General features: G+C 63.7%; 23 protein-coding genes. 17 read left to right on the top strand and 6 right to left on the bottom strand.

The genetic code is table 11. The features are described 5' to 3' along the window. Positions 1 to 32: 32 nt before the first annotated feature. Entirely contained in the window at positions 33 to 4,181 is a 4,149-nt protein-coding gene (hrpA, locus tag GTP55_RS04950; protein ID WP_161043870.1) for an ATP-dependent RNA helicase HrpA, read from the bottom strand. A 56-nt stretch (positions 4,182 to 4,237) separates the two neighbouring features. On the opposite strand from hrpA, the gene argA reads away from it, so the two are divergent. After that, a complete protein-coding gene (gene argA, locus GTP55_RS04945) occupies positions 4,238 to 5,548 on the top strand; it encodes an amino-acid N-acetyltransferase (protein WP_161043869.1) in 1,311 nt (436 codons plus the stop codon). A gap of 35 nt (positions 5,549 to 5,583) precedes the next feature. Continuing rightward, positions 5,584 to 5,856, top strand: a complete 273-nt coding sequence (locus GTP55_RS04940) for an oxidative damage protection protein (RefSeq protein ID WP_161043868.1) — start codon at positions 5,584 to 5,586, stop codon at positions 5,854 to 5,856. Between the two features lie 87 nt (positions 5,857 to 5,943). Here the strand turns inward: GTP55_RS04940 and rpiA are convergent, their stop codons facing one another. After that, the gene (gene rpiA, locus GTP55_RS04935) at positions 5,944 to 6,621 is read right to left on the bottom strand and encodes a ribose-5-phosphate isomerase RpiA (protein WP_161043867.1); all 678 of its coding nucleotides are present in this window, start codon (positions 6,619 to 6,621) and stop codon (positions 5,944 to 5,946) included. A 187-nt stretch (positions 6,622 to 6,808) separates the two neighbouring features. On the opposite strand from rpiA, the gene GTP55_RS04930 reads away from it, so the two are divergent. From GTP55_RS04930 to GTP55_RS04920, 3 genes are read left to right on the top strand one after another with little or no spacing between them, the layout of a single operon-like run. Then, the gene (locus tag GTP55_RS04930; RefSeq protein ID WP_161043866.1) at positions 6,809 to 7,180 is read left to right on the top strand and encodes a response regulator; all 372 of its coding nucleotides are present in this window, start codon (positions 6,809 to 6,811) and stop codon (positions 7,178 to 7,180) included. A gap of 2 nt (positions 7,181 to 7,182) precedes the next feature. Then, positions 7,183 to 7,815: a chemotaxis protein CheC gene (locus GTP55_RS04925; protein WP_161043865.1), complete on the top strand. Its 633-nt coding sequence runs from the start codon at positions 7,183 to 7,185 to the stop codon at positions 7,813 to 7,815. Beyond that, a complete protein-coding gene (locus GTP55_RS04920; protein WP_161043864.1) occupies positions 7,812 to 8,753 on the top strand; it encodes a sensor domain-containing diguanylate cyclase in 942 nt (313 codons plus the stop codon). The genes GTP55_RS04925 and GTP55_RS04920 overlap by 4 nt, the downstream gene beginning before the upstream one ends. Here the strand turns inward: GTP55_RS04920 and GTP55_RS04915 are convergent. Next, positions 8,750 to 9,583, bottom strand: coding sequence for a helix-turn-helix domain-containing protein (locus GTP55_RS04915; protein WP_229257752.1), 834 nt, complete (start codon positions 9,581 to 9,583; stop codon positions 8,750 to 8,752). The two genes, GTP55_RS04920 and GTP55_RS04915, sit on opposite strands and share 4 nt — an antisense overlap. Before the next feature lie 95 nt (positions 9,584 to 9,678). Between GTP55_RS04915 and GTP55_RS04910 the strand changes: the two genes are divergently transcribed. The 4 genes from GTP55_RS04910 to GTP55_RS04895 all read left to right on the top strand — a co-directional run bounded on the left by GTP55_RS04910 (position 9,679) and on the right by GTP55_RS04895 (position 12,005). Next, positions 9,679 to 11,088: a cytochrome P450 gene (locus GTP55_RS04910; RefSeq protein WP_161043863.1), complete on the top strand. Its 1,410-nt coding sequence runs from the start codon at positions 9,679 to 9,681 to the stop codon at positions 11,086 to 11,088. Between the two features lie 44 nt (positions 11,089 to 11,132). Then, the gene (locus GTP55_RS04905) at positions 11,133 to 11,423 is read left to right on the top strand and encodes a BrnT family toxin (RefSeq protein WP_161043862.1); all 291 of its coding nucleotides are present in this window, start codon (positions 11,133 to 11,135) and stop codon (positions 11,421 to 11,423) included. Then, positions 11,407 to 11,625 carry a BrnA antitoxin family protein gene (locus GTP55_RS04900; RefSeq protein WP_161043861.1) on the top strand — a complete coding sequence of 73 codons (219 nt, stop codon included), beginning with the start codon at positions 11,407 to 11,409 and terminating at the stop codon, positions 11,623 to 11,625. The genes GTP55_RS04905 and GTP55_RS04900 overlap by 17 nt, the downstream gene beginning before the upstream one ends. 68 nt (positions 11,626 to 11,693) lie before the next feature. Next, entirely contained in the window at positions 11,694 to 12,005 is a 312-nt protein-coding gene (locus tag GTP55_RS04895; protein ID WP_161043860.1) for a hypothetical protein, read from the top strand. A gap of 57 nt (positions 12,006 to 12,062) precedes the next feature. Here the strand turns inward: GTP55_RS04895 and eda are convergent, their stop codons facing one another. Further along, on the bottom strand, positions 12,063 to 12,686 hold the full coding sequence (gene eda, locus GTP55_RS04890; RefSeq protein WP_110844671.1) for a bifunctional 4-hydroxy-2-oxoglutarate aldolase/2-dehydro-3-deoxy-phosphogluconate aldolase: 624 nt from the start codon (positions 12,684 to 12,686) through the stop codon (positions 12,063 to 12,065). Positions 12,687 to 12,688: 2 nt separating this feature from the next. Next, positions 12,689 to 14,614, bottom strand: a complete 1,926-nt coding sequence (gene edd, locus GTP55_RS04885; RefSeq protein WP_161043859.1) for a phosphogluconate dehydratase — start codon at positions 14,612 to 14,614, stop codon at positions 12,689 to 12,691. Positions 14,615 to 14,839: 225 nt separating this feature from the next. Between edd and pgi the strand changes: the two genes are divergently transcribed. Together pgi and GTP55_RS04875 are read left to right on the top strand one after the other, a co-directional pair. After that, a complete protein-coding gene (gene pgi / locus GTP55_RS04880) occupies positions 14,840 to 16,492 on the top strand; it encodes a glucose-6-phosphate isomerase (protein ID WP_161043858.1) in 1,653 nt (550 codons plus the stop codon). 108 nt (positions 16,493 to 16,600) lie between these two features. Continuing rightward, positions 16,601 to 17,497, top strand: a complete 897-nt coding sequence (locus GTP55_RS04875) for an SMP-30/gluconolactonase/LRE family protein (RefSeq protein ID WP_161043857.1) — start codon at positions 16,601 to 16,603, stop codon at positions 17,495 to 17,497. 60 nt (positions 17,498 to 17,557) lie between these two features. On the opposite strand, the gene GTP55_RS04870 is transcribed toward GTP55_RS04875, so the two are convergent. Continuing rightward, positions 17,558 to 19,000 carry a methyl-accepting chemotaxis protein gene (locus tag GTP55_RS04870; protein ID WP_161043856.1) on the bottom strand — a complete coding sequence of 481 codons (1,443 nt, stop codon included), beginning with the start codon at positions 18,998 to 19,000 and terminating at the stop codon, positions 17,558 to 17,560. 411 nt (positions 19,001 to 19,411) lie between these two features. Between GTP55_RS04870 and zwf the strand changes: the two genes are divergently transcribed. The 6 genes from zwf to tal all read left to right on the top strand — a co-directional run bounded on the left by zwf (position 19,412) and on the right by tal (position 25,526). Further along, the gene (zwf, locus tag GTP55_RS04865; RefSeq protein ID WP_161043855.1) at positions 19,412 to 20,884 is read left to right on the top strand and encodes a glucose-6-phosphate dehydrogenase; all 1,473 of its coding nucleotides are present in this window, start codon (positions 19,412 to 19,414) and stop codon (positions 20,882 to 20,884) included. Between the two features lie 5 nt (positions 20,885 to 20,889). Continuing rightward, positions 20,890 to 21,744: an SIS domain-containing protein gene (locus GTP55_RS04860; protein WP_110844686.1), complete on the top strand. Its 855-nt coding sequence runs from the start codon at positions 20,890 to 20,892 to the stop codon at positions 21,742 to 21,744. 62 nt (positions 21,745 to 21,806) lie between these two features. Next, entirely contained in the window at positions 21,807 to 23,243 is a 1,437-nt protein-coding gene (locus GTP55_RS04855; protein WP_229257751.1) for an ATPase domain-containing protein, read from the top strand. A gap of 9 nt (positions 23,244 to 23,252) precedes the next feature. Beyond that, positions 23,253 to 23,651, top strand: coding sequence for a response regulator (locus GTP55_RS04850; RefSeq protein ID WP_229257750.1), 399 nt, complete (start codon positions 23,253 to 23,255; stop codon positions 23,649 to 23,651). A gap of 3 nt (positions 23,652 to 23,654) precedes the next feature. Next, positions 23,655 to 24,518 (top strand): EamA family transporter, encoded by an 864-nt coding sequence (locus tag GTP55_RS04845; protein ID WP_161043853.1) that lies wholly within the window; start codon positions 23,655 to 23,657, stop codon positions 24,516 to 24,518. Positions 24,519 to 24,590: 72 nt separating this feature from the next. Beyond that, positions 24,591 to 25,526 (top strand): transaldolase, encoded by a 936-nt coding sequence (gene tal, locus GTP55_RS04840; RefSeq protein WP_161043852.1) that lies wholly within the window; start codon positions 24,591 to 24,593, stop codon positions 25,524 to 25,526. The last annotated feature ends 194 nt before the right edge of the window (positions 25,527 to 25,720 follow it).

The raw sequence follows: 25,720 nt of genomic DNA, 5'->3' as shown, positions 1-25,720 counted from the left end.
AAAGCCGCCGCATCAAGCGTGCGGAGAACCGCTTAGCGCTGCATGGATTCCCACACTTTAAGCAAGCGCTTGGCCGATACCGGCATCGGCGTGCGCAACTCCTGCGCAAACAGCGACACGCGCAACTCCTCCAGCATCCAGCGGAATTCCACCATCTTCGGATCGGTGTTCTTGCCGGCCGATTTATCGCGGCTCGCGCGCAGGTAGGCTGCTGCGGCCTGCTGCCACTCCGCCATCAGCTTCGTATCGCGCGCGGGATCGCCGCGCAGCTTTTCGATCCGCACATTCATCGCCTTCAAATAGCGCGGGAAGTGCGCCAGCTGGCTGTAGTCATTCTCCTGCAGAAAGCGCTTGTGCACCAGGCCTTGCAGCTGCTGCTGCATATCCTGCGCCGCCTGCTGCGACAAGCCTTGCAGGCGTTTCGGCAGGCCGTGGAACTCGGTCAGCACCTGCGACAGCAGACGCGCGATCTCGTTCACCAGCAGCACCAGGCGCGATTTGCCTTCGTCCTTGCGCTTGGCGAAACTGGCGGCGTCGATCGGCAGCGGGTCTTGCAGACACGCGATGTCCAGCGCCTTGTTGATGATCTGCTCGCGCAGTTCTTCCTGCGTGCCCATGCTCATGAACTGCATGCCCATTTGCTGCAAATTGGGGATGCTCTTTTCAATGAACTTGATCTGGTCCTTCATCTGCAAGGCAAACAGACGGCGCAGGCCGACGCGGTGCGTACGCGCCGCCACCGTTGGATCGTCGAAGACTTCCAGGTCGCAGTGGGTAATCTTGTCCACCAGCGCCGGGAAACCGATCAGCGTCAGCTTGCCCTGGGCGATTTCCAGCAACTCCGGCAGTTCGCCGAAGGTCCACGAGGTCAGGTTGGTCAGCGTGATGTTGCTGGCTGTCGTGCTGGACTTGGCTGCGTCAGGCGTCGCATGGGCACCGGCTTTCGCCGGTGCGACGGCCTTCGCTGGCACCACCGCGCGCGCCGCAACCGTCGACTGCGGGCCAGAAGCCTCGGCCATCTTCTGGAAGCTCTCGCGCGCCTGCGTGCCGTATTCCGCCTGCAAAGTGGCGAGGTTGCGGCCCATGTCCAGCTGGCGCCCATGCTCGTCGATCACCTTGAAGTTCATGAAATGGTGCGCCGGCAGCGTCTCCGGCTTGAAGTCGGTGGTCAGCGGCGTTACCGTGATCTCCTTGCGAATATCGGCGATGATCGCGTCAATCAACTCGCCACGGCCGAAGGCGTGCTTCTCCTCCACGCGCTCGCAGAACCTGGCCGCGTAATCCGGCAGCGGCACGCAATGGCGGCGCAGTTTCTGCGGCAGGGATTTCAGCAGCAGGTGCACCTTCTCCTTCAACATGCCCGGCACCAGCCATTCGCAGCGTTCGCGCGACAGCTGGTTCAATGCATACAGCGGCACCGCCAGCGTCACGCCATCGCGCACGCTGCCCGGTTCGAAGTGATAGGTCAGCACCAGCTCCAGGCCGGAGACGCTCATCTTCTTCGGGAAAAGGTCGGTAGTGACGCCGGCCGCTTCGTGGCGCATCAGCTCATCGCGGTTGAGGAACAGCAGCTTGGGCTCCTGCGCCGTGACGTCCTTGTGCCACTTCTCGAAGCCGGCGCCATTGACCACATCGGCCGGCAGCAGCTTGTCGTAGAAGGCGGCGATCAGTTCATCGTCCACCAGCACGTCCTGGCGGCGCGACTTGTGTTCGAGGTTCTCGATCTCTTTAATCAGCTTGTGGTTATGGGCGAAGAACGGCGCACGCGTCTCGTAATCGCCGCCGACCAGCGCATCGCGAATGAAGATTTCGCGCGCCTCGGCAGGATTGAACAAGCCGTAGTTGATGCGGCGCTGGCTGTACACCACCAGGCCGTACAAGGTGGCGCGCTCGGATGCGGTGACCTGTGCCGACCGTTTCTCCCAGCGCGGCTCGCCCCACGATTTTTTCAGCAGGTGGCCGCCGATCTTTTCCAGCCACTCCGGCTGGATCTGCGCGATGCAGCGCGCGTACAGGCGGGTGGTATCCACCAGTTCCGCCGCCATGATCCATTTGCCCGGCTTTTTGCTCAGCGAAGAACCCGGCCAGATATTGAACTTGATGCCGCGCGCACCGAGGAAGCCAGGATCGTCTTCCATCTTGAAGCCGACGTTGCCCAGCAAGCCAGTCAGCAGCGCCATGTGCAGGTTCTCGTAGGTCGCCGGCGCTTCGTTCAGGCGCCAGCCCTGCTCCTTGACGATGGTGAGCAGTTGCGAGTGGACGTCGCGCCATTCGCGCAGGCGCAGTTGCGACAGGAAGTTGGTGCGGCAGTTGTCCTGCAACTGGCGGTTGGTCTTCTTATGCTCAATCGCGTTTTCAAACCAGCGCCAGATCTTGATATAGCTGAGGAATTCGGACTTCTCGTCGGCGAACTTCTTGTGCGCTTCGTCGGCGGCCTGCTGGTGTTCCATCGGCCGGTCGCGCGGATCCTGCACCGACAGCGCCGAGGCGATGATCAGCACTTCGGTCAGGCAGACGTTGTCCAGCGCCGCCAGAATCATGCGGCCGACGCGCGGGTCCAGCGGCAGCTTGGCCAGCTTGGTGCCGAGCGGCGTGATCTGGTTGTATTCATCGACCGCGCCCAGCTCTTGCAGCAGTTGGTAGCCGTCGGCGATGGCGCGCGCCAGCGGCGGTTCGATGAACGGGAAGGTCTCCACATCGGCCAGATGCAAGGTCTTCATGCGCAGGATGACGGAGGCCAGCGACGAGCGCAGGATCTCCGGCTCGGTAAATTTAGGCCGTTGCAGGAAGTCCTGCTCGTCGTACAAGCGGATGCAGACGCCATCGGCCACGCGGCCGCATCGGCCGGCGCGCTGGTTGGCGGCCGATTGCGCGATCGGCTCGATCTGCAATTGCTCGACCTTGTTGCGGTAGCTGTAGCGCTTCACGCGCGCCAGGCCGGCGTCCACCACGTAGCGGATGCCGGGCACGGTCAGCGAGGTCTCGGCCACGTTGGTGGACAGGACGATGCGGCGCGCGTTGGTCAGTTTGAACACGCGCTCCTGCTCCTCGGCCGACAGGCGGGCGAACAGCGGCAGGATTTCCACGTGCGGCGGATGGTGCTTGCGCAGCGCTTCGGCGGCGTCGCGGATTTCGCGTTCGCCGGGCAGGAACACCAGGATGTCGCCGGAACCGATGCGCGCCACTTCGTCGACGCCGTCGATCACGGCGTCCATCAGGTCGCGCTTTTCACGGGCGGCGGCGGTGCGCGCGCCCTTGCCATCGGCGTTGGCCACGGCCGGCGCATTTGCCCCACCCACTACGTCGCTTTCGATCGGGCGATAGCGCACTTCCACTTTATACAGGCGGCCCGAGACTTCGATCACCGGCGCCGGCTTCTCCGGCGTGCCGAAGTGACGCGCGAAGCGGTCGGCGTCGATGGTCGCGGAAGTGATGATGATCTTCAGGTCCGGACGGCGCGGCAGCAACTGTTTCAGGTAGCCGAGCAGGAAGTCGATGTTCAGGCTGCGTTCGTGCGCTTCATCGATGATGATGGTGTCGTAGGCCTTGAGCAGCGGGTCGCTTTGCGTTTCCGTCAGCAGGATACCGTCGGTCATCAGCTTGACGTAGGCGCCTTTTTGCAGCGTGTCGGCGAAGCGGACTTTGAAGCCCACGTGTTCGCCCAGCGGCGAGCCCAGTTCCGCGGCGATGCGCTTGGCGGTCGACGAGGCAGCGATGCGGCGCGGCTGGGTGTGGCCGATCATGCCTTTTTGGCCACGGCCCAGCTCCAGGCAGATCTTCGGCAGCTGGGTGGTTTTACCGGAACCGGTTTCGCCGGAGACGATGACCACCTGGTTGTTTTGCAGCGCTTCGGCGATTTCCTGGCGGCGGCCGGAGACCGGCAGGTCTTCCGGGAAGGTAATCGGCGGCAGCGGGTTGCGGAAATTGCGCTCGGCCTCGCGGGCCGCCTGCTCCTCCGGCGTCAGACGCGGCCGCGCATCGCGGCGCGGACCGTCGCCGCGCGATCCGCCGTCATTCCCGCGCAGGCGGGAATCCATAGGACGCCGCCCCTCCGGCGAACCATGGGTTCCCTCCTGCGCGGGAACGACGGTGATCGGCTTGCGTGGTGCTTGTGAGCGGCTGGATCGGGCGTTTTGCGGCCGTTGAGTCGGGGTTTTTGGCTTGTTGCTGGCTTCTGACATTGTTTTTTACAAAGGTATTTGGCGCGGACGTCGCGCCCCGAATTATAATGCGGCTAATGGAAAATCCTACCCAATTCGTCCAATGGCTGCGCTCTGTCGCGCCTTACATCCACGCTTTCCGTGGCAAGACCTTCGTGGTCGCCTTCCCAGGTGAACTGGTGGCCGCCGGCGCCTTGCCGGTGCTGGCCCACGACCTGTCGCTGCTGCACGCGCTCGACATCAACGTCACCGTGGTCTACGGCTCACGGCCGCAAGTGGCCGAACAACTGGCGCTGCGTAACGTCGAAGGTCGCTTCCACAACGGCGTGCGCATCACCGACACCGCCGCCATGGAGTGCGCCAAGGAAGCCGCCGGCGAACTGCGCCTCGACATCGAGGCCGCATTCAGCCAGGGCTTGCCGAACACGCCGATGTCCAACGCCGCGATCCGTATCATTTCCGGCAACTTCATCACCGCCAAGCCGCTCGGCGTGATCGACGGCGTCGACCTGGAACTGACCGGCGTCACCCGCAAGGTCGATGCCGAGACCATCCACTCCATTCTCGGCTCCGACGGTCTGGTGCTGCTGTCGCCGCTGGGCTTCTCGCCAACCGGCGAGGCGTTCAACCTGACCATGGAAGACGTGGCCTGCTCCACCGCCATCGCGCTGCACGCCGATAAACTGATCTTCATCACCGAAACGCCGCTGATGACCGACGCCGGCGGCTTCGAGATTCGCGAGCTGTCGTCGCACCAGGCCGAAGCCGTGCTGCAGGCCGGCTTCCTGCCCGACGCCACCGCGTTCTACCTGAAACATTGCGTCAAGGCCTGCGACAACGGCGTCGAACGCTCGCACATCGTCTCGTTCGACATGGACGGCTCGGCGCTGCTGGAACTGTTCACCCACGATGGCGTGGGCACCATGATCTCACACGAGAACCTGGAATCGCTGCGCACCGCCACAATTGAGGACGTTGGCGGGATTATCAAGCTGATCGAACCGCTCGAAGCCGACGGCACGCTGGTCAAGCGCGGCCGCGAGCTGATCGAGCGCGAAATCGAGATGTTCTCGGTCATCGAGCATGATGGCGTGATCTTCGGCTGCGCCGCGCTGTATCCGTTCCCGGAACAGAAAATGGCCGAAATGGCATGCCTGACCGTCAACCCCGACGTCCAGGGCCAGGGCGACGGCGACCGCATCCTCAAGCACATGGAAAACCGTGCGCGCGCGCTGGGCGTCAACAAGCTGTTCGTCCTGACCACCCGCACCTCGCACTGGTTCATCAAACGCGGCTTCGCGCCGGCCACCGTCGATGCGCTGCCGAAGGACCGCCAGCGCATGTATAACTGGCAGCGCAAATCCCAGGTTCTGATTAAAACCTTATAATCTCGTTTTTACTTAAAGCTTTAGGAGCAACCCATATGGCCCGCACCGTTCAATGCATCAAACTCAACAAGGAAGCCGAGGGCTTGGACTTCCCGCCGTATCCGGGTGAACTGGGTAAGAAGATTTACGAGTCGGTGTCCAAGGAAGCCTGGGCTGCATGGCTCAAGCACCAGACCATGCTGGTCAACGAAAACCGCCTGAACCTGGCCGACCAGCGCGCACGCAAATACTTGGCCACGCAGATGGAAAAGCACTTCTTCGGCGACGGCGCCGATGCGGCACAAGGCTACGTGCCGCCTGCGGATTAATTCGTCGTCCCCGCGAAAGCGGGGACCCATGCTGAGCGGCGATTCCGCCGTTCTATGGATTCCGGCTTTCGCCGGAACGACACGCCATCAGAACTTCAGCGTCTTCACGCCTTCCGCCGTGCCCAGCAGGCAGACATTGGCGCCACGCGCCGCAAACAAGCCCACCGCGATCACGCCGACGATCTGGTTGATCTGCGCTTCCAGCGCCTTCGGATCGGTAACCGACAGCCCCGCCACATCCAGCAGATAACCGCCGTTATCGGTCACAAACGCCTCGTCCGTGCCGGGTTTCAGGCGCAGTTTCGGCGTGCCGCCCAGCTTGACCAGCTCGCGCGCCACTGCCGCGCGCGCCATCGGAATCACTTCCACCGGCAGCGGGAACTTGCCCATCACGTCCACCAGCTTGGAACCGTCGGCGATGCAGACGAACTGTTTGGCCACCGATGCGACGATCTTCTCGCGCGTCAGCGCCGCGCCGCCGCCCTTGATCATGGCGCCGCTGTTGTCGATTTCATCAGCGCCGTCGATATACACGGCGATTTCCGGCACGTCGTTCAGGTCGAACACTTCGATGCCGTGCGCGCGCAGGCGGGCGGCGGTCGCCTCCGACGACGCCACGGCGCCCTTGATGTCGCCCTTGATCTTGGCCAGCTCGTCGATGAAGAAGTTGGCGGTGGAGCCGGTGCCGACGCCGATGATCTGGTTTTTCACCACATAGTCGATGGCGGTGCGGGCTACGGCTTGTTTCAGTTCGTCTTGGGTCATGATAAATACATAAGAGAGGGGAAATCGGATGGCGCTATTTTACCATCCCGTTTTTTGCTTAAAAATTGCGCACGGACAACACCGTGCAATAAGCGTATAAACGTAACAACACCTGTGGTCAGTCAGGCCATTGAGTATGCGAGAATGGCTACAGCGCAGGCCTATGACAAGATTGCCGGGGAAGCACATGACCAGCACCAAAACTGTTCTGATAGTCGACGACAGCCGCGTCTCGCGGATGATGGCGCGCCAGTACATCGTCAGCATGCACGCCGACTGGATCGTCGAGGAAGCCGGCACCGGCGAGGAATCACTGCTCAAGGCGCGCAGCGCCCCGCCCGACCTGATCCTGATGGACGTCAACATGCCCGGCATGGGCGGCATCGCCGCCGCCGAGCAGTTGCGCCAGGAGTTCCCCGCCGTGCCGATCTCGCTGCTGACCGCCAACGTGCAGACCGCCACGCGCGAGCGCGCCGCCGCCATGGGCATCGGTTTCGTTGAAAAGCCGATCACCGAGGCGCGCATCGCGCAGCTGGTGGCCACGCTGGAAGCGGCGTAACCATGTTCACGCTGAGCGAACTGGAAAACGATGCACTGATCGAGATCTTCAACATCGGCGTCGGCCACGCGGCGGCGTCGATGAGCGCCATCGTCAACGAAGCGGTGCGCATGTCGGTGCCGTCGATCAGCTTCATCGCGCGCGCCGAGGCGGCGCGGCTGCTCGGTGCGGGCGATGCCGGGCCGGAGCGCATCTGCGGCGTCAGCCAGCATTACGCCGGCGCCTTCGAGACCGAAGCCATTCTCATGTTCCCCGAAGATAAAAGCCTGGAGATCGTGCGCCTGATGGTGGGCGAAGCGGTGCCGCTGAAGGAGCTGACCGACATGGAGCAGGAAGCCATGTGCGAGATCGGCAACATCATGCTCAACTCCTGCGTCGGCACGCTGGCCAATATCTTCCAGCGCGAATTGCAAGGATCGCTGCCGCAGTACCACGTCGGCACCAGCGACGAAATCCTCACCGCCACCACCGGCGGCAGCCAGGCCGATACCGTGGTGCTGATGCTGCACATCGACTTCCTGCTGGAGAGGCACCAGATCCACGGCTACGTCGCCTTTGTGCTGGCCATCTCCGCGCTGCACGACCTGAAAGACCAGATCAACCTGTACATCGCACGCGTCATGGGGCAGACATGAACTGCTCGCGCCTGCCCCTGCTGGAAAGCGTGTTCTGCGCGGTGAACGTGGGCGCCATCGTGCTCGATCACCAGCGCCGCATCGCATTGTGGAATGCGTGGATGATCAAACATTCCGGACTGGCGCACGAACAAGTGGCGGGCCGCGACTTCTTCGCCGTCTGCCCGGAGCTGCGCGGCGGCCGCGTGGACGCCGCCATCCAGTACGCGCTATACAACAACTTCCCTTCGCTGCTGTCGCAGACGCTGAACAAGGCGCCGTTCCCGCTGTATGCGCGCGATGAACGCATCCAGCAGGCGGTGGAAGTGACGCCGGTGGAAGTGGACGGCGCACCGCGCCACTGCCTGATCCAGGTCACCGATGTCAGCATCGCGGTAACCCGCGAGAAGCTGCTGCGCGAGCAGGCCATGGTGCTGCGCTCGCAGACGTTTGCCGACGGCCTGACCGGCATCGCCAACCGCCGCCACTTCGACGTGGCGATGGAGAAGGAACACCGGCGCGCCAAGCGTGGCGGCACGCCGTTGTCGCTGCTGATGATCGACATCGACCACTTCAAGGCCTACAACGATCACTACGGCCACCAGAAAGGCGACCAGTGCCTGATCCAGGTGGCGGCAGCGCTGGCGGATATGCTCAAGCGCCCGTGCGACCTGATGGCGCGCTACGGCGGCGAGGAGTTTGCGATGATATTGCCGGATACCGACGTCGATCAGGCGCTGCTGATGGCGGAGTCGATCCGCGCGCGGGCGCAGGAGCTGGCGATACCGCACGAGCGCACCACCGATGCGTCGCAGCAGATCACGGTCAGCATCGGCATCGCCACGCAAAAAAGCGACGCGCCAGTGGAGGTGGAAGCGCTGATCGGCGCCGCCGACCGCGCGCTGTACCAGGCCAAGCGCAATGGCCGCAACCTGGTCGCCGCCGTGCAGCCGGGCTAAGTCCAGACGCGGTAAATCCAGTAGCTTTCGTCGCTGGAGGCCAGCACGCGCGCCAGTTCCAGCGGCGTGCGGCCAGTGATTTCGCGCGCTTCGCGGCAAAAATGTGCCTGGTCCGAATAGCCGCCGCGCGCGGCGATGTCGGACCATACGGCTTTGCCGGACAGGTAATCCTCACGCGCCTCGAAGAAGGTGTGCTCGGCGCGCTGGCGGCGCAGCAGCTTGCGCATCGGCTGTCCGGCGCGGGCCTTGATGCGGCGCTCGATATTGCGCACGCCGCGTCCCAGCGCGGTGTCCGCAACCTCGGTGGCCAGATGGCGCACCCAGTCGCCGGCGATGGCGCCTGCGCCGCCGGGACGCGCGGCCTGCCAGCGCGGCTCCAGGAAATTATCGACCAGCGCCAGCCGCGCCGCATCGTCCGGCGCGGCCAGTACCGCATCGGCCAGCGCCTGCCACTCGGGACCCAGCGCCTTGATGTCATCCCAACGGTCCACCCACTCCGCCACGTCGATGCCGCACAGCGCATGCAGCGCGTGCGGATAAAACATCACCATCAGCATGCGCACCGGGCCGGGATTGTAGGTGGTGATCGGTCGCGTCTGCGGTCCGCCGAAGACGGCGCGGAAGCGTTCCTGCGGCGCGTCCTCTGGCAGCAGCACTTCCGTGTCGCCTTCGATGTAGAACGTCACCCAGCAATGCGGCGTGGCCGGATAGTGATTGAGGCGGTCGCCATCGCTGGCCAGCGGCGTCTCCACCGTGCTGCGAACGATGGTCGCCCGCACGCACGATGCCAGCGATTTGCGCGGAAAAATCAGTCGGGTCGTAGGTTCCATGCCAGGCAGTTTATACCAGGAGCCGATGTCGGAATCATTCAATACAACGAATGTAGTCAGGCGCACACTGGGCCATCGTCAACTAAGGAGCAGCCATGTATAACACCATTGCAGCCGAACTTCGCCACATCGCCGACCTGCCCGGACCACGTCCATGGCCGCTGGCCGGCAACCTGCCGCAGATAACGCCCACGCGACTGCATCAGGACCTGGAAGGCTGGGCCAGGCAATACGGCCCGCTGTTCAAGATCAGCTTTGGCCGCACGCAAATGCTGGTGGTGGCGTCGCATGAACTGGTGAGCGCGGTGCTGCGCGACCGGCCGGATGGCTTCCGCCGCCCCTCCATCACCGCTACCGTGTCGGACGAAATGGGTGGCCGTCCCGGCTTGTTCCTGGCCGAAGGCGCGGCGTGGCGCGACCAGCGGCGCATGGTGATGACGGCGCTGGCGCCGCATGCGGTAAAGGCGTATTTCCCGTCGCTGGTGGCGGTGGGGCTGCGGCTGCAACAGCACTGGCAGCGGGCCGCTCGCGACGGCCGCGTCATCGACCTGACCGAGGACTTGAAGCGCTTCAGCGTCGACATCATCGCCGGGCTGGCGTTTGGCAGCGACGTCAATACCATCGACGGCGGCGAGGATGTGATCCAGCGTCATATGGACATTGTGCTGCCGGCCGTGGCGCGCCGTTCGATGGCGCTGTTCCCTTACTGGCGCTATGTGAGACTGCCGCAGGACCGCCAGCTGGACGCCAGCCTGATGGCGCTGAACCAGTCCATCGATGGCCTGATCGCCACCGCCCGCGCGCGGCTGGCGGCGGAACCGGAGCGGCGCGTGCGTCCGGCCAATCTGCTGGAAGCGATGATCTGCGCGGCAGATGAAGGCGGCAGCGGCGTCGATGACGTGGCGGTGGCCGGCAACGTCGCCACCATGCTGCTGGCCGGTGAGGACACCACCAGCAACACGCTGGCGTGGATGCTGTATCTGTTGCAGCAGAATCCCGCTGCGATGCAAAAGGCGCGCGACGAAGTGCTGCGCGTGGCGCCCGATCCGCGCGCGTTCACCATCGAGCAGATGGACGGCCTGGATTATCTCGACGCCTGCGCGCAGGAAGCCATGCGCCTCAAACCGGTGGCGCCATTCATTCCGCTGGAAGCACTGCGCGACAGCGTGGTCGGCGATGTGCAAGTGCCGAAGGGCAGCCTGGTATGGTGCGTGATGCGGAACGACAGCGTATCGAACAACTTCGTTGCCGACGCCGCCGACTTCCATCCCGAACGCTGGCTGGCCGGCGCCGCACAGCCGATGAACAAACAGGTATCGATGCCCTTCGGCGCCGGCGTGCGCACCTGTCCGGGACGTTATCTGGCGCTACTGGAAATCAAACTCGCCAGCGCGATGCTGCTATCGAGCTTCGACATCGCGTCGATAGCAACCGCCAGCGGCGCGGAACCACAGGAACTTGACGGCTTTACCATGTCGCCAATCGGCTTGCAGATGCGGCTTTGACCAAGCACAACATACTGGGCTTCGCTTGACTATATAGATAGTCGATGCATAATCAATTCAACGACGTCGAATTCGATCCGAGAAAAGAGCGAGCAAATCTGCGCAAGCACCGGGTCAGTTTTGCTCAGGCCGAACAAGCGCTATACGACCAACTCGCCATTACCACCGAAGACACTCGGATCGCTAATGAGCAGCGCTTTTCAACGCTCGGCGCTGACGCCAGTGGAAGAGTTCTGATCGTCATTCATACACCGCGCGGCACACGCACTCGACTGATTTCCGCGCGCAAGGCCAGCAAAGGCGAAGCGGAGCAATATTATGCGCAAAGATTATGATTTCAGCAAAGGACAACACGGTCCCGTATTATCCACAGAAGGAAAAACCCACACCTCAATCTGGCTGGATGATGACGTCTACGCCTTCTTCTGCACCAAAGCACAGGCACAGGGACGTGGTTATCAAGGCTTGATTAACGACGCTTTAAGAGAAACGATGAAACACAGCGCGATACCTCCCCAGGAATCTAAACACTACTGATTTGCAAGCATATTTCGCGTGCCCGGTAAGCATGCTACGCTGATCCCGTGTATCAACGGAGGAGCGCGATGCGGTTTAAATTTGAGACCAAGCGGCATGGACGATGTCATGCCGAGAGCGAGCATGATTACGACAGCATTCGGGTTGAGATCTGGTATGACGAAAACACCGATCCCAAACGCGTCGAGTACCTGTTGCACATCCGGGATGAACCGCTGCCCAAGCAGATCACAGAAGCCGGCGCGCTGCAGGACGCGACCCGCATCGCCATCAACCACTTCCACGCCACCAAAACCAAGGACGGCGACGAGTTCGAGATGCACTGTAGCCGCATCACGCAACGCTGGCCCGGTACGCTGTACAACAAGCTGAGTGGCTAAGAAGATCCACCGGCCCACCCGCACTGCCCTTCGGCCTGGAGTGGGCCTGACTACAAATTAACGCAGGCCGCTGGCGGCTTTTGCCAGGTCGGTGATGCGGCCCCAGTCGCCGGCGGCGATGGCGTCTTTTGGCGTCAGCCACGAACCGCCCACGCAGGCGACGTTCTTCAGCGCCAGGAACTGCGACGCCGTCTCTTGCGAGATGCCGCCGGTCGGGCAGAAGGTGACGTCCGGCAGCGGGCCGTTGATCGCGCTCAGCATGCCGACGCCGCCCGCCGGCACCGCCGGGAACAGCTTCAGTTGACGGAAGCCCTGTTCACGCGCCGCCATCACTTCCGACGGCGTCATCACGCCCGGCAGCAGCGGCAGACCGCTGCTCTTGGCGGCGGCGATCAGCGCGGCCGTCAGGCCCGGCGATACGCCGAACACCGCACCCGCATCGCGCGCGGCAGCAAATTCTTCCGGCTGCGTCAGCGTGCCGACGCCGACGATGGCGCCTTCCACTGCGCTCATCGCCTTGATCGCGCCCAGGCCATGCTTGGTGCGTAGCGTGACTTCCAGCACGCGGATGCCGCCGGCCACCAGCGCTTTCGCCAGCGGCACGGCATGTTCAGGGTCGTCAATCGCGATCACTGGGATCACGGCCGAGGTACGCATAATGTCGAGCAGAGTCATGGTCATGATTAGGTTGCTTTCTTCGTCGAGAAATCTTCGTCGGAACCCGGCACGGTGTTACCGACCGGTTCTTTGTCATGCAGGCCCACCGTGGTGCCAATCGGCGACGGCAGCGGGAACGTGGTCGCACCCTTCTCGGCTTCGCATACGCTGTTGCGGAACATCGAGAACAATTCGCGGCCCATGCCGATCTGGTTGATCGACATATCGGCATGCGCCATCGAGCGCGCGTGCCATACGGCCGAATCGACCAGCGCTTCCAGCGTGCCGGTTTCGGCGCACACCTTGATGATATCGCCGTCGCGCACCAGGCCCAGTGGACCACCGGCCAGGATCTCAGGCGACACGTGGATCGCCGCCGGCACCTTGCCCGACGCGCCGGACATGCGGCCGTCGGTCACCAGCGCCACTTTGCGGCCGGCGTCCTGCAGGTTGGCCAGCGCCGGGGTCAGCGCGTGCAGTTCCGGCATGCCGTTGGCGCGCGGGCCCTGGAAGCGCAGCACGGCCACGAAGTCGCGGTCCAGCTGACCGGTCTTGTACGCGTCCATGAAGTCTTCCTGCGAATTGAACACCAGCGCCGGCGCTTCCACCGTGCGGTGATGCGGCTTGACGGCCGATACCTTCATCACGGCGCGGCCCAGGTTACCCTGCACCAGCACCATGCCGCCGTCCGGCGAGAATGGATTGTCGTGCTTGCGCAGCACTTTTTCGTCGCCCGATTCCGCCGGCGATGGCTTGAACACCACGCCTTTGTCGTTTTCGCCCAGGAACGGCTCGGCGCAGTGCTTGCTCAGGCCCTTGCCCAGGATGGTGGTGACGTCGTCGTGCAGCAGGCCGGCTGCCAGCAGTTCGCGGATGACGAAACCGGTGCTGCCGGCAGCGTGGAAGTGGTTCACGTCCGCTTCGCCGTTCGGGTAGATGCGGCACAGCAGCGGCACCACTTTCGACAACTCGTCGAAGTCGTTCCAGTCGATCACGATGCCGGCTGCCTTGGCGATCGCCGGCAGGTGCAGCGTGTGGTTGGTCGAGCCGCCGGTGGCCAGCAGCGCGACGATGGCGTTGACGATGGCCTTCTCATCGACCACATGGCCAACCGGGATGTATTCGTTGCCCTGATCCGAAATGACGGCGGCGCGTTGTGCGGCAGCCTTGGTCAGCTCATCGCGCAGCGGCGTGTTCGGGGTGATGAAAGCGGCGCCCGGCAGGTGCAGGCCCATGACTTCCATCAGCATCTGATTGCTGTTGGCGGTGCCGTAGAAGGTACAGGTGCCGGCGCCGTGGTAGGACTGCGACTCGCCTTCCAGCAGTTCGGCGCGGCCAACCTTGCCCTGCGCGTACAGCTGGCGGATCTTGGCTTTCTCGGAATTCGACAGGCCGGTGGTCATCGGACCGGCCGGCACGAACACCGCCGGCAGGTGGCCGAAGTGCAGCGCGCCGATCAGCAGGCCCGGCACGATCTTGTCGCACACGCCCAGGTACACCGCCGAATCGAACATATTGTGCGACAGCGCGATGGCGGCCGACATGGCAATCGCGTCACGCGAGAACAGCGACAATTCCATGCCCGGCTGTCCCTGCGTGACGCCGTCACACATGGCAGGCGTACCGCCGGCAAACTGCGCCACCGCACCGACTTCGCGCACGGCTTGTTTGATAATCTCTGGATAGCGCTCGAACGGCTGGTGCGCCGACAGCATGTCGTTGTAGGCCGAAATAATCGCCACCGATGGCTTCTTGATCTCTTTCAGCACCAATTTATCGTTGGCGGGGAAAGCGGCAAAGCCGTGCGCCAGATTGGTACAGGCCAGCGTGCCGCGCTGCGGGCCGCCTTTGACGCGGGCCGCTTCGAGATGCGCCAGATACGCGCCGCGCGAAGGTTTGCTACGCTGAATAATGCGATTGGTGACAGTTTCCAGGACTGGATGCAACGCCATGATCGTTCCTTATGAATGGATTCCGTGAAATTTTACTACAAAATCTTGAAACCCGCCGCCCTTTCTATATAGTTGACGGGCTTCGGCTGGCTTGCGCTGGCGATCAGCAACACGGCGTAACCATCCGTTTTACAGGCGTAAATATTCGGGCACGGTATGCAAACCGTAGTGAATTTACCTGTTTTTCCTGTATCATTCGACCATCCTTCTCCATCTGCCAACATTATGCGCCAGCCTGCACTCACTTCCACTGCCAGCTTCCAAGCCCTCGCATCCCACGCCGTCGACGCCAAACAATGGCAACTGCGCCAGTTGTTCGCCAGCGACGCACAACGTTTCCCGAAACTGACGGTCGATGCCGCCGGCCTGTTCCTGGATTATTCCAAGAACCGCTTGGACGCCACCACCGTCGGCCTGTTGCTGGATCTGGCCCGCGAGCGCGGCGTGGAAGCCCAGCGCGACGCCATGCTGCGGGGCGAGAAGATCAATCTTACCGAACAACGGGCCGTACTGCACACCGCATTGCGCATGCCGCGCGGCAAGACACTGGTGGTTGACGGCCAGGATGTCAACGCGGATGTCCACGCCGTGCTGGACCACGTCAAGGAATTTACCGACCGCGTGCGCAACGGCCAGTGGCTGGGCTACAGCGGCAAGCCGATCACCGACATCGTCAACGTCGGCATCGGCGGCTCGGATCTGGGACCGAAAATGGCGGTGCTGGCGCTGCGCTCATACGCGCATCCGCGCCTGAAGATGCACTTCGTCTCCAACGTCGACGGCCATGACATGGATGCGGCGCTGGCGCAGGTGCATCCTGAAACCACGCTGTTCATCATCGCGTCGAAGACCTTCACCACCGCCGAGACCATGCTGAACGCCACCAGCGCGCGCGACTGGTTCCTGCAAAACGGCGGCACGGCGGACAATCTGGCCAAGCACTTCGTGGCCGTCTCCACCAACACCAAGGCGGTGGGGGAATTCGGCATCGACACCGCCAATATGTTCCCGTTCTGGGACTGGGTCGGCGGCCGCTACTCGGTGTGGTCGGCGATTGGCCTGTCGGTGGCGCTGGCGGTAGGCTTCGGCTACTTCAGCGACTTCCTGGCCGGCGCGCACGCCATGGATGAACACTTCCGCGAAGCGCCGCTGGAACAGAACATGCCGGTGCTGCTGGCGATGACCGGCTTCTGGAACCGCCAGTTCCTCGACTGCGGCTCGCTGTCGATCGCGCCCTACCATCAGGACCTGAACCGCTTTGCCGCCTACTTGCAACAGCTGGACATGGAATCCAACGGCAAGCGCGTGACCCGCAACGGCGCCGCAGTGGATACGCCCACCTGCCCGGTGGTGTGGGGCGAGTGCGGCACCAACGCGCAGCACGCGTACTTCCAGCTGCTGCACCAGGGCACCGACATCGTGCCGATCGACTTCATCGCCGCACTGCGCGCCACGCATGACCTGCCGGGCCATCACGATGCGCTGCTGGCCAACTGCTTCGCGCAGTCGGAAGCCTTCATGACCGGTAAAACCGCCGACGAAGTGCGCGCCGACCTGGCCGGCCAGAACCTCAGCGACGACCAGATCGAAGCGCTGGTGCCGCACAAGACCTTCCCTGGCAACCGCCCATCCAACACCATTTTGATGGACCAGCTGACGCCGGGCGCGCTGGGCGCCCTGATCGCGCTGTACGAGCACAAGACCTTTGTGCAGGGCGTGATCTGGGACGTCAACAGCTTCGACCAGTGGGGCGTGGAGCTGGGCAAAGTCCTGGCCAAGAACATCCAGTCGGAACTGACCGGTGAAGTGAAACCGGAACGTCACGACAGCTCGACCAATGGCCTGATCTTCATGGCGAAAGCGGCGCAGCACATTTAACCCCACCTTCGTCATTCCCGCGTTCGCGGGAATCCATAGAGCGCGACAGGACGCTCAGCATGGATTCCCGCGTTCGCGGGAATGACGGGGGATCTAAGCTTACTTAACATGCCCAATTCACACATCGCAGTAGCGTACGACGCCGTCATGCAAACGGGCGAATGCCCGCTGTGGCATCCGCAGGAACAGGCGCTATACTGGGTGGACATTCCCGCCTTCACGGTGCACCGTCTCGATCCGGCCACTGGCGCGCACCGTGCGTGGAAGCTGGCCAGCGAGCCGGCCACGCTGGCCATCAGCGACCAGGGCGGCCTGGTTGTCGCCATGCGCAGCGGTTTCGCGCATCTGGACACCAGCAGCGACGACGTCAAACTGACCGAGATTATCGCGGCGCCATACGATCAATCGATCACCCGTTTCAACGACGGCCACGTCGATCCTGCGGGCCGCTTCTGGGTCGGCACCATCTACGAGCCGCGCGACAAGCCGGCCGCCGAGATGTACGTGCTGGAACAGGGCAAGCTGCGCCAGGCCTGGGCCGGCGGCATGACCAACTCGAATGGCCTGGGCTTCAGCCCGGACCAGCAGACCATGTACCACGCCGACACCGCCGCCCACCGCGTCTCGCGCTACGACTTCGACGTCGCCACCGGCACCGTCAGCAACCAGCAAGTGCTGCACCAGTTCTCGGCAGACAAGGAGAACAACTACGGCGGCCGTCCGGACGGCGCAGCGGTCGATAGCGAAGGCAATTACTGGGTCGCGATGTTTGAAGGCGCCCGCATCGCCAAGCTGTCGCCGCAAGGTGACCTGCTGGACGAAATCAAGCTGCCGGTACGCTGCCCAACCATGCCGGCCTTCGGCGGCGCCGACCTGCGCACACTGTACGTCACCAGCGCCGGCGCCCGTCCTGCGGCCGAGCTGCAACAGTACCCGCTGAGCGGCAAGCTGCTGGCGATCCCGATGGACGTTGCCGGCCGTGTCGAGCCAAGCTACAAGCAGTAAATAATCGTCCGTCAGAGGGCGGAATGCGGCCGGCCGCCCTCTCACCGGCATGATTCACCGTCAACGCGGTAGCGCCCGCGCGCCGCCTACTTCCAGCTTGAAGGCCGACACCAGTTGCGTCAGATGCTGCGCTTCCTGCGCCAGCGCATCGGCTGCCGTGGCATCCTCTTCCACTAGCGCCGCGTTCTGCTGCGTGTTCTCGTCAAACTCGACAATCGCGCTATTGATGCGCTCGATGCCTTCGTTCTGTTCCTGGTTGGCGTTGCTCATCTCGCCCATGATGGCCGTCACCCGCTGCACGCTGTCCACTACTTCCAGCATGGTGGCGCCGGCTTCTTCCACCAGCTTGTTGCCGCCTTCTACCGTCTGCACGGTATTGCTGATCAGCTCCTTGATTTCCTTGGCCGCCGCCGCCGAGCGGTGCGCCAGGCTGCGCACTTCCGACGCCACCACCGCAAAGCCCCGGCCCTGTTCGCCGGCGCGCGCCGCTTCCACCGCCGCGTTCAAGGCCAGGATATTGGTCTGGAAGGCGATGCCGTCGATCACCGAGATGATGTCGACAATCTGCCGCGACGAGGCGTTGATCTCGCCCATGGTATCGACCACCTGCCGCACCGCTTCACCGCCCTTGGCGGCGATGGTGGACGCACTCTGCGCCAGCTCATTGGCCTGGCGCGCGCTTTCGTTATTGGCGCGCACCGTGGCCGCCAGCCGCGCCATCGACGCCGCCGTCTGTTCGATGCTGCCGGCCTGCCGCTCGGTACGTCGTGATAGTTCAGCATTGCCCTGCGCGATCTCGCCCGAGGCCCCGGCGATGGTATGCGCGCCATCACGCACGCCGGCGATGGTGTCGCGCATGGTCACCAGCATCTCCAGCAGCGAGCGCGCCAGGCGGCTGCGCGGCCTGGCCTCGGTGGCCGACAGGTCGATGCGGCCCTCGATCGCGGCCAGCGCGGCGACGATGCTTTCCAGCTCGGCCGCCTGGTTGGCGGCGCGCCGCAATATCGTGGCCAGGAAAATCAGCACCGCCGACTCCACCACCACATAGGCTGCGTGGATAAACACGGTCGACAGCTGCGGCCGGGTGAAGCACATCACGCCATAGTTCCATTCCTGTAAATAGTGAAAACTCAGATGGTGCACGGCGATCACCGCCGCCGCGACCACGATCGGCCGCCAGTCGCGGTAAGCCAGCAGGAAGGCAAGATAGACGAAGATACCGAAGTGCAGCTCGGTCAGGCCGGCGCCTTGATGGATGTTCAGCGCCGCAAACACCATCACCGCCACCGACACCGCGCAGCGTGTCAGCAGCGAACCGGGCGCCGTGTAGTGCAGCGCGCTCGGCACGCCGGCCGCCGGCAGGCCGATCAGCAGCGCCAGATGCCATGTGTCGTGCAGTCCCGCTAGCGCCAGTGAGAAAAGCTGCAATGCCCATAGAACGCAGAGCATCATCTTGTCGGCTTGCACGGCAATCGCCTGCAAAGGGTCGTATCGCTTGGTCATGAACCACTCCACGCCGGACCAGTCTGCACAACGCGACTGCACGCGATGCCGGGCCAGCTTATAATTTATCGAAGGGACGGACGGCGGGGCGAGGCCGATGGGTGACGGTGCCGCGAAATGGCGGCGCATGCGTTGCGTGATCCGGCGCGGTGCGCGCAATCAGGCGCGGCCCTGCGGGCGGGATCGCATGCGGGAAACCACCATTATAAAGGTGCCTTTGCCCAATGGAAATTCAAGCGGTCGACATGCGGGACGCGCGCAACACTAGCATGTTGAGAGCCGCGCGTCTGAGGCGCATTTATGTAGTAAAATTTCTTGCAAACGGCTCTTATAAGTAGTAAATTTACATTGGCGGCCGCAGCCAGCTCGCGGCCATTCCTTCGGCACTTTTTTTGCGACGATTTTCATACTATGGCTCTTTCCGATTTTGATCTGGTTCTGTTTGGCGGCAGCGGCGATCTGGCGATGCGCAAACTCCTGCCCGCAATGTACGCGCGCGACGTCGCCAAAGACCTGCCTGCGACCGCCCGCATCATCTGCGTCGGCCGCGCGGACGCCAGCCAGGAAGAATTCCTGCAAACCGTTGAGACCACCTCCAAGCCCCTGATCAAATCGCCGGCCGTAACGCCGGCCGACTGGGACCGCTTTACCAAACGCATCGTCTACGTCTCGCTCAACGCCACCGACGCCGGCAGCTACAAGCCGCTGGTGGAGGCGCTGCGCAAGGACGAGGCCATCACCAAGGTCTACTACCTGGCCACGCCGCCGGCGATCTTCTCGCAGATTTGCGAAGCGCTCAAGGAAAACGGCCTGGTCACGCCGAACTCGCGCGTGGTGCTGGAAAAACCGCTGGGCCGCGACCTGGCCTCGGCCAAGCAGATCAACGCCGAAGTCGGCAAGGTGTTCGAGGAATCGCAGATCTACCGGATCGACCATTACCTCGGCAAGGAAACCGTGCAGAATCTGCTGGCCCTGCGCTTCGGCAACATCCTGTTCGAGCCGCTGTGGCGCCGCGAATGGATCTCCGACGTGCAGATCACCATCGCCGAGAAACTGGGCGTGGGCAACCGCCTGGGCTACTACGACACCTCCGGCGCGCTGCGCGATATGCTGCAGAATCATCTGTTGCAGCTGCTGTGTATCGTCGCCATGGAACCGCCGACCTCGATTTCGCCGGACGCCGTGCGCGACTCCAAGCTGCAAGTGCTGCGCTCGCTGAAGAAATTCACGCCGACCACGCTGGCGCAGAACATCGTGCGCGGCCAGTACCGCGCCGGCCACGTCGACGGCAAGGCCGTGCCGAGCTACCGCGACGAACCGGATGCGCCGGAACATTCGCGCACCGAAACCTTTGTCGCCATGAAGGCGGAAATCGACACCTGGCGCTGGGCCGGCGTGCCGTTCTACCTGCGTACCGGCAAGCGCATGGCCGACGGCCTGGCGGAAATCGTGGTGCGCTTCAAGCAGATCCCGCACTCGATCTTCGCCCAGCCGACCAACAGCTTCCAGCCCAATTCGCTGGTGATCCGCCTGCAGCCGGACGAAGGCCTGCGCATGAACCTGATGGCGAAAACGCCGGGCGACGGTATGCGCCTGAAACAAGCCGAGCTGGAACTGGACTTCCGCGAGCAGTTCAAATCGCCGCGCATGGAAGCCTACGAGCGCCTGCTGCTCGACGTGCTGCGCGGCCAGCTGACGCTGTTCATGCGCGGCGACGAGCTGGAAGCGGCGTGGGAATGGGTCGAGCCTATCCTCAACAACTGGGAATCGGACGACAGCTACCCGCTGCCGTACGCCTCCGGCACCTGGGGTCCGGCTGCCGCCTCCGCGCTGATCGGCCGCGACGGCCTGCAATGGCGCGAAGAAGTGCTGCCTGAGGATTAATGTAGATGCTGCTGGATTCCATCCGCACCCAGCTCGACTCGCTCTCCAAATCGGAGCGCAAGGTGGCGCTGGCCGTGCTCGAACACCCGACGCAGACGGTCAACCAGAACATCACTGCGCTGGCCAAGAACGCCCAGGTGTCCGAACCGACCGTGGTGCGGTTTTGCCGCACGCTGGGCTACGACGGCTGGCATGAGTTCAAGCTCAAGCTGGCGCAGGGCCTGGCGCTGGCCTTGCCGGGCCTGAACGAACAGCCGACCCAGGACGACCTCGCGGCCGACCTGGTCAACAAGATTTGCAGCCGTTCGATCAACACCCTGCTGGACCTGCGCAACAACCTGAACCCGGAGCAGATTCAGAAGGCGCTGGACATCCTGTCCAAGGCCAACAAGATCGAGTTCTACGGCCAGGGCACGTCCGGCATTGTTGCCGCCGACGCCCAGCACAAGTTCTTCCGCTCCGGCGTGCCGACCGTGGCCTATGCCGACCCGCACATCCACAGCATCGCCGCGGCGCTGCTGCGCACCGGCGACGCGCTGGTGGCGATTTCGCAGCGCGGCAACAGCCCGTCGCTGGTGCGCTCGGTCAAGCTGGCCAAGCGCGGCGGCGCCGAGGTGATCGTGCTGGCGCCGTCCGGCACCCCGCTGGCCGACCTGGCCACGGTGCTGATCCCGATCGACCTGATCTTTAACATCGACCCGTACACGCCGATTTCGGCGCGGCTGGCCTATCTGGTGGTGATCGATGTGCTGGCGGTCGGCCTGGCGCTGCAACGCGGCCCGGAATTCCGCAAGAAAATGCAAAACGCCCAGAAAGCCCTGCAGGAGTTCGACCTGCAGTTCGATTCCTTTATCGGCTAGGCGGCTTTACGGCGGGTGTGCTACAGTGCATGGATTATTTGCTGCATCTACAACTTTGCGCCATGCACAACCGTCTTCCCCAGCGCATCCCCCTGCTCAGCACCAACATTCCCGGCCTTGACGACATCCTGGGTGGCGGCTTTCCTGCGCACAGCCTGTACCTGATCCAGGGCCTGGCGGGCAGCGGCAAGACCACACTGGCGTGCCAGATCGGTTTCCAGCATGCGCACCAGGGCAAGAAGGTGCTGATCCTGACGCTGATCGCCGAGACCCACGGCAAGATGCTGAATCACCTGAGCAATTTCTCGTTCTTCGACGAACAACTGGTGGGCGAGCGCATCGTCTTCATTGGCGCCTACAGCGATCTGCTCAAGGGCGGCCTGCGCGAACTGCTCAAATCGATCGCCGCCACGCTGGCCGAGCAAAAGCCGGACATCATGATCATCGACGGTTTCCGCACCGTGCGCGAGGCCAAGCCATCGGACGTGGCGCTGTCCGAATTCATGCTGTCGCTCAATTCGCTGGTGTCCACCATGGAATGCACCACCTTCCTGCTCTCGCCCACCGAGGGCAACCAGGCCGATTCCGAAAACACGCTGGTCGACGGCTTGATCGAACTGAGCCAATACGAACACGGCCTGCAACTGATCCGCGAGATCAAGGTGTTCAAGCTGCGCGGCAGCAAGCATCTGCTGGGCCGCCACGTGTTCGAGGTGGGCGAGGACGGCGTCGCCATCTATCCGCGGCTGGAGGCGGTCAGCAGCCTGTCGCCGGCCATGCCGACGGCGGCGGCGGGCCGGGTCAGCTTCGGCATCCCCGGCTGGGACGGCCTGACCAAGGGCGGCGTGGCGCGTGGCTCGACCACCGCCCTGCTCGGCAATCCGGGGGTCGGCAAGACGCTGATGGGCCTGCACTTCATCCACGACGGCCTGCAGCGCGGTGAACAGGCGCTGATTGTCGGCTTCTACGAGTCGCCGCAGCGGCTGCTGGAAAAGGCCCGCAGCGTCGGCCTCGACCTGGCCACCTACTTCCACAACGGCGCGTTGCAGATCATCTGGCATCCGCCGCTGGAAGTGCTGGTCGACAGCCTGGCCAACGGCCTGCTGCGCAATATCGAACAGCGCGGCGTGACGCGGCTGCTGATCGACGGCATCGACGGCCTGCGCGAAATCGTCATGCACGAGGGCCGCTCGCGCTCATTCCTGGCGGCGCTGGTCAACGAACTGCGGGTGCGCAACGTCACCACCTTCTTCACCCAGGAACTGCCGTATTTCGGCGCCGGCACGGTGCAGGGCGAGGTCACCGCCTCGATGCTGTTCGAAAACATCATTCTGCTGCGCTATGTGGACGTGGCCGGCATCAACCTGCGCCAGATCGGCGTGCTCAAGCTGCGCGAAAACGGCTACGACGCCGCCAACCATGTGCTGCTCATTTCCGACCTGGGCATGAGCATTGACGGTCCCGTGCCCCCCTCCGCGCCGCCCGTGCCGAACCGGTAGCCTGCGGCCATGAGCGATCACCCCGCCCTCATGGACAGCAACCCGGATGGCAAGCTCATTCTGGTGGTCGACGACGAATTCGACGTCCTGTCGGCCTACACCATGCTGTTTGACTTTCGCGGCTTCCGCGTGCGCACCGCCGCCAACGGCGCCGAAGCGCTGGCGGTGGCGCGGCGCGAGCGGCCCGACATCGTGGTGTCCGACTACATGATGCCGGTCATGAACGGCGCCGACCTGTGCGTGGCGTGGCGCGCCGATCCGGCACTGGCCGCGATCCCGTTCATCCTCACCAGCGCCGGCATCCTGCCGCGCGACCTGCTGCCGCCGTACGACCTGTTCTTCCGCAAGCCGGTGTCGTTCGACACCCTGCTGGCGGCCATCCAGCAACTGATCGCGCGCCCGGACTAGCCGATGGCGGGCGAAGTCGTCACCGTCGTGCTGCTGGCCGCACTGCTGCACGCCAGCTGGAATGCGCTGGTCAAGGCCGGCCCCGACAAATATCTGAGCACCCTGCTGGTGGCCTGCGGCGCCGGGCTGGTGGCGCTGCCGCTGCTGCCGTTCGCGGTCCTGCCGCACGCCGACAGCTGGCCGTGGCTGGCGGCGTCGGCGTGCTGCCAGGTGATCTACTACCGGCTGCTGGCGGCCGCCTACCGCCACGGCGACATGAGCCAGGCCTATCCGCTGATGCGCGGCGCCGCGCCGCTGCTGGTGGCGCTGGCCAGCATGCCGCTGCTGGGCGAACGGCTGCACCTGCGCCAGGACCTCGCCGTCATGCTGATCTGCGGCGGCGTGCTGACCCTGACCATCCTGCGCGGCGCCCGGGCCGGCGCCGACACCGCCGCCAACCGCGACGCCCGCCGCCGCGCCACCGGTTATGCGCTGCTGAACGCCGCCGTCATCGCCGCCTACACCATGATCGACGCGGTCGGCGTGCGGCGCTCGGGCGCCCCGGCCGGCTATACCATGTGGCTGTTCGTGCTGACCGCCGTGCTGCTGCTCTTGTGCTCCACCAACCGCTGGGCCGAACTGCCGGCCTACGCGCGGCGCCATGCGCGCGTGCTGCTGCTGGGCGGCGGCGGCACGCTGGCCTCGTACGGGCTGGCGCTGTGGGCCATGACGCTGGCGCCGGTGGCGGCGGTGGCGGCGCTGCGCGAAACCTCAATCCTGTTTGCCGCCGTCATTGCCGCCCTGTTCCTGCGCGAACGGCTGGCGCCGGGGCGGATTGTCGCCGTCAGCCTGATCGCCTGTGGCGCAATTGTCATGCGGCTGGGCTGAATTGAGCGGAACCGCGGCGGCTTCGGAGTAAAATAAACGGACAACAACTTCTTTATCAGAATGGCAGTGCTTATGAACCAACTCGAACAACTCAAACAATACACCACCGTAGTTGCCGACACCGGCGATTTCCAGGCCATCCAGCAATACACGCCGCGCGACGCCACCACCAATCCGTCGCTGATCCTGAAGGCGGTGCAGAAGGACGAGTACAAGCCGCTGCTGGAAAAAGCCGTGCGCGACAATCTGGACGCCAGCACCGGCGAGGTGATCGACCACCTGCTGGTAGCGTTCGGCAAGCAGATCCTGCGCGTGATTCCGGGCCGCGTCTCGACCGAAATCGACGCCGCGCTGTCGTTCAACACCGCCGGCTCGGTGGCCAAGGGCCGCGAGTTGATCAAGCTATATGAAAAGAACGGCATCGAGCGCGAGCGCATCCTGATCAAAATGGCGTCGACTTGGGAGGGCATCCGGGCCGCCGAGATCCTGGAAAAAGAAGGCATCCACACCAATATGACGCTGCTGTTCTCGCTGCCGCAGGCGATCGCCTGCGCCGAAGCGGGCGCCCAGCTGATTTCGCCGTTCGTCGGCCGCATCTACGACTGGTACAAAAAGTCGACCGGCATCGACTACGCCGGCGCGGAAGATCCGGGCGTGCAGTCGGTCAAGCGCATCTACAACTACTACCGCAAGTTCGGTTACCAGACCGAAGTGATGGGCGCCAGCTTCCGCAACACCGGCCAGATCCTGGAACTGGCCGGCTGCGACCTGCTGACCATCAGCCCGGACCTGCTGCAACAGCTGGCCGACAGCGAGGCCCCGGTCGAGCGCAAGCTGAGTTCGGACAGCGGCAAGAACGCCACCATCGGCAAAATCTCGATGGATGAAGCCACCTTCCGCTTCATGGTGAACGAGGACGCGATGGCAACCGAGAAAACCGCCGAAGGCATCCGCGCCTTCGTCGCCGACACGGGCAAGCTGAAGCAAATCATCTCGGGCATGCGCTAACCCAGATCCGGGGTCAGGTCTCCCATTTCTACACGGCCTCAGCTGTGGCGTGCGCTAAAGCTGAGGCCGTGTAGAAATGGGAGACCTCGTATATTGAACGTACCGCGTCGCCATCAGATAATCAGAAAGGTGAAGCGGTCAGGCAGGGTGATGCCGACCAGACTGTGGGCCATTAAGCCCGTGGGTCAGATAGG

Origin of the sequence: Duganella margarita (assembly GCF_009857535.1) — a bacterium.
Classification (GTDB): Bacteria; Pseudomonadota; Gammaproteobacteria; order Burkholderiales; family Burkholderiaceae_D; genus Rugamonas; species Rugamonas margarita.
Note: the sequence above shows the minus strand (reverse complement) of the source record. Positions and strands in the feature narration are given on the sequence as shown.

Bases quoted from the DNA above. Each gene is read 5' to 3' on its own strand.
- tal (WP_161043852.1), top strand. From the start codon at position 24,591: ATGAACCAACTCGAACAACTCAAACAATACACCACCGTAGTTGCCGAC.
- GTP55_RS04895 (WP_161043860.1), top strand. From the start codon at position 11,694: ATGCGGTTTAAATTTGAGACCAAGCGGCATGGACGATGTCATGCCGAG.
- argA (WP_161043869.1), top strand. From the start codon at position 4,238: ATGGAAAATCCTACCCAATTCGTCCAATGGCTGCGCTCTGTCGCGCCT.
- edd (WP_161043859.1), bottom strand. From the start codon at position 14,614: ATGGCGTTGCATCCAGTCCTGGAAACTGTCACCAATCGCATTATTCAG.
- GTP55_RS04940 (WP_161043868.1), top strand. From the start codon at position 5,584: ATGGCCCGCACCGTTCAATGCATCAAACTCAACAAGGAAGCCGAGGGC.
- GTP55_RS04860 (WP_110844686.1), top strand. From the start codon at position 20,890: ATGCTGCTGGATTCCATCCGCACCCAGCTCGACTCGCTCTCCAAATCG.
- GTP55_RS04855 (WP_229257751.1), top strand. From the start codon at position 21,807: ATGCACAACCGTCTTCCCCAGCGCATCCCCCTGCTCAGCACCAACATT.
- GTP55_RS04930 (WP_161043866.1), top strand. From the start codon at position 6,809: ATGACCAGCACCAAAACTGTTCTGATAGTCGACGACAGCCGCGTCTCG.
- zwf (WP_161043855.1), top strand. From the start codon at position 19,412: ATGGCTCTTTCCGATTTTGATCTGGTTCTGTTTGGCGGCAGCGGCGAT.
- GTP55_RS04870 (WP_161043856.1), bottom strand. From the start codon at position 19,000: ATGACCAAGCGATACGACCCTTTGCAGGCGATTGCCGTGCAAGCCGAC.
- eda (WP_110844671.1), bottom strand. From the start codon at position 12,686: ATGACCATGACTCTGCTCGACATTATGCGTACCTCGGCCGTGATCCCA.
- GTP55_RS04915 (WP_229257752.1), bottom strand. From the start codon at position 9,583: ATGGAACCTACGACCCGACTGATTTTTCCGCGCAAATCGCTGGCATCG.
- rpiA (WP_161043867.1), bottom strand. From the start codon at position 6,621: ATGACCCAAGACGAACTGAAACAAGCCGTAGCCCGCACCGCCATCGAC.
- GTP55_RS04905 (WP_161043862.1), top strand. From the start codon at position 11,133: ATGCATAATCAATTCAACGACGTCGAATTCGATCCGAGAAAAGAGCGA.
- GTP55_RS04910 (WP_161043863.1), top strand. From the start codon at position 9,679: ATGTATAACACCATTGCAGCCGAACTTCGCCACATCGCCGACCTGCCC.
- GTP55_RS04925 (WP_161043865.1), top strand. From the start codon at position 7,183: ATGTTCACGCTGAGCGAACTGGAAAACGATGCACTGATCGAGATCTTC.
- GTP55_RS04850 (WP_229257750.1), top strand. From the start codon at position 23,253: ATGAGCGATCACCCCGCCCTCATGGACAGCAACCCGGATGGCAAGCTC.
- GTP55_RS04845 (WP_161043853.1), top strand. From the start codon at position 23,655: ATGGCGGGCGAAGTCGTCACCGTCGTGCTGCTGGCCGCACTGCTGCAC.
- GTP55_RS04920 (WP_161043864.1), top strand. From the start codon at position 7,812: ATGAACTGCTCGCGCCTGCCCCTGCTGGAAAGCGTGTTCTGCGCGGTG.
- hrpA (WP_161043870.1), bottom strand. From the start codon at position 4,181: ATGTCAGAAGCCAGCAACAAGCCAAAAACCCCGACTCAACGGCCGCAA.
- pgi (WP_161043858.1), top strand. From the start codon at position 14,840: ATGCGCCAGCCTGCACTCACTTCCACTGCCAGCTTCCAAGCCCTCGCA.
- GTP55_RS04875 (WP_161043857.1), top strand. From the start codon at position 16,601: ATGCCCAATTCACACATCGCAGTAGCGTACGACGCCGTCATGCAAACG.
- GTP55_RS04900 (WP_161043861.1), top strand. From the start codon at position 11,407: ATGCGCAAAGATTATGATTTCAGCAAAGGACAACACGGTCCCGTATTA.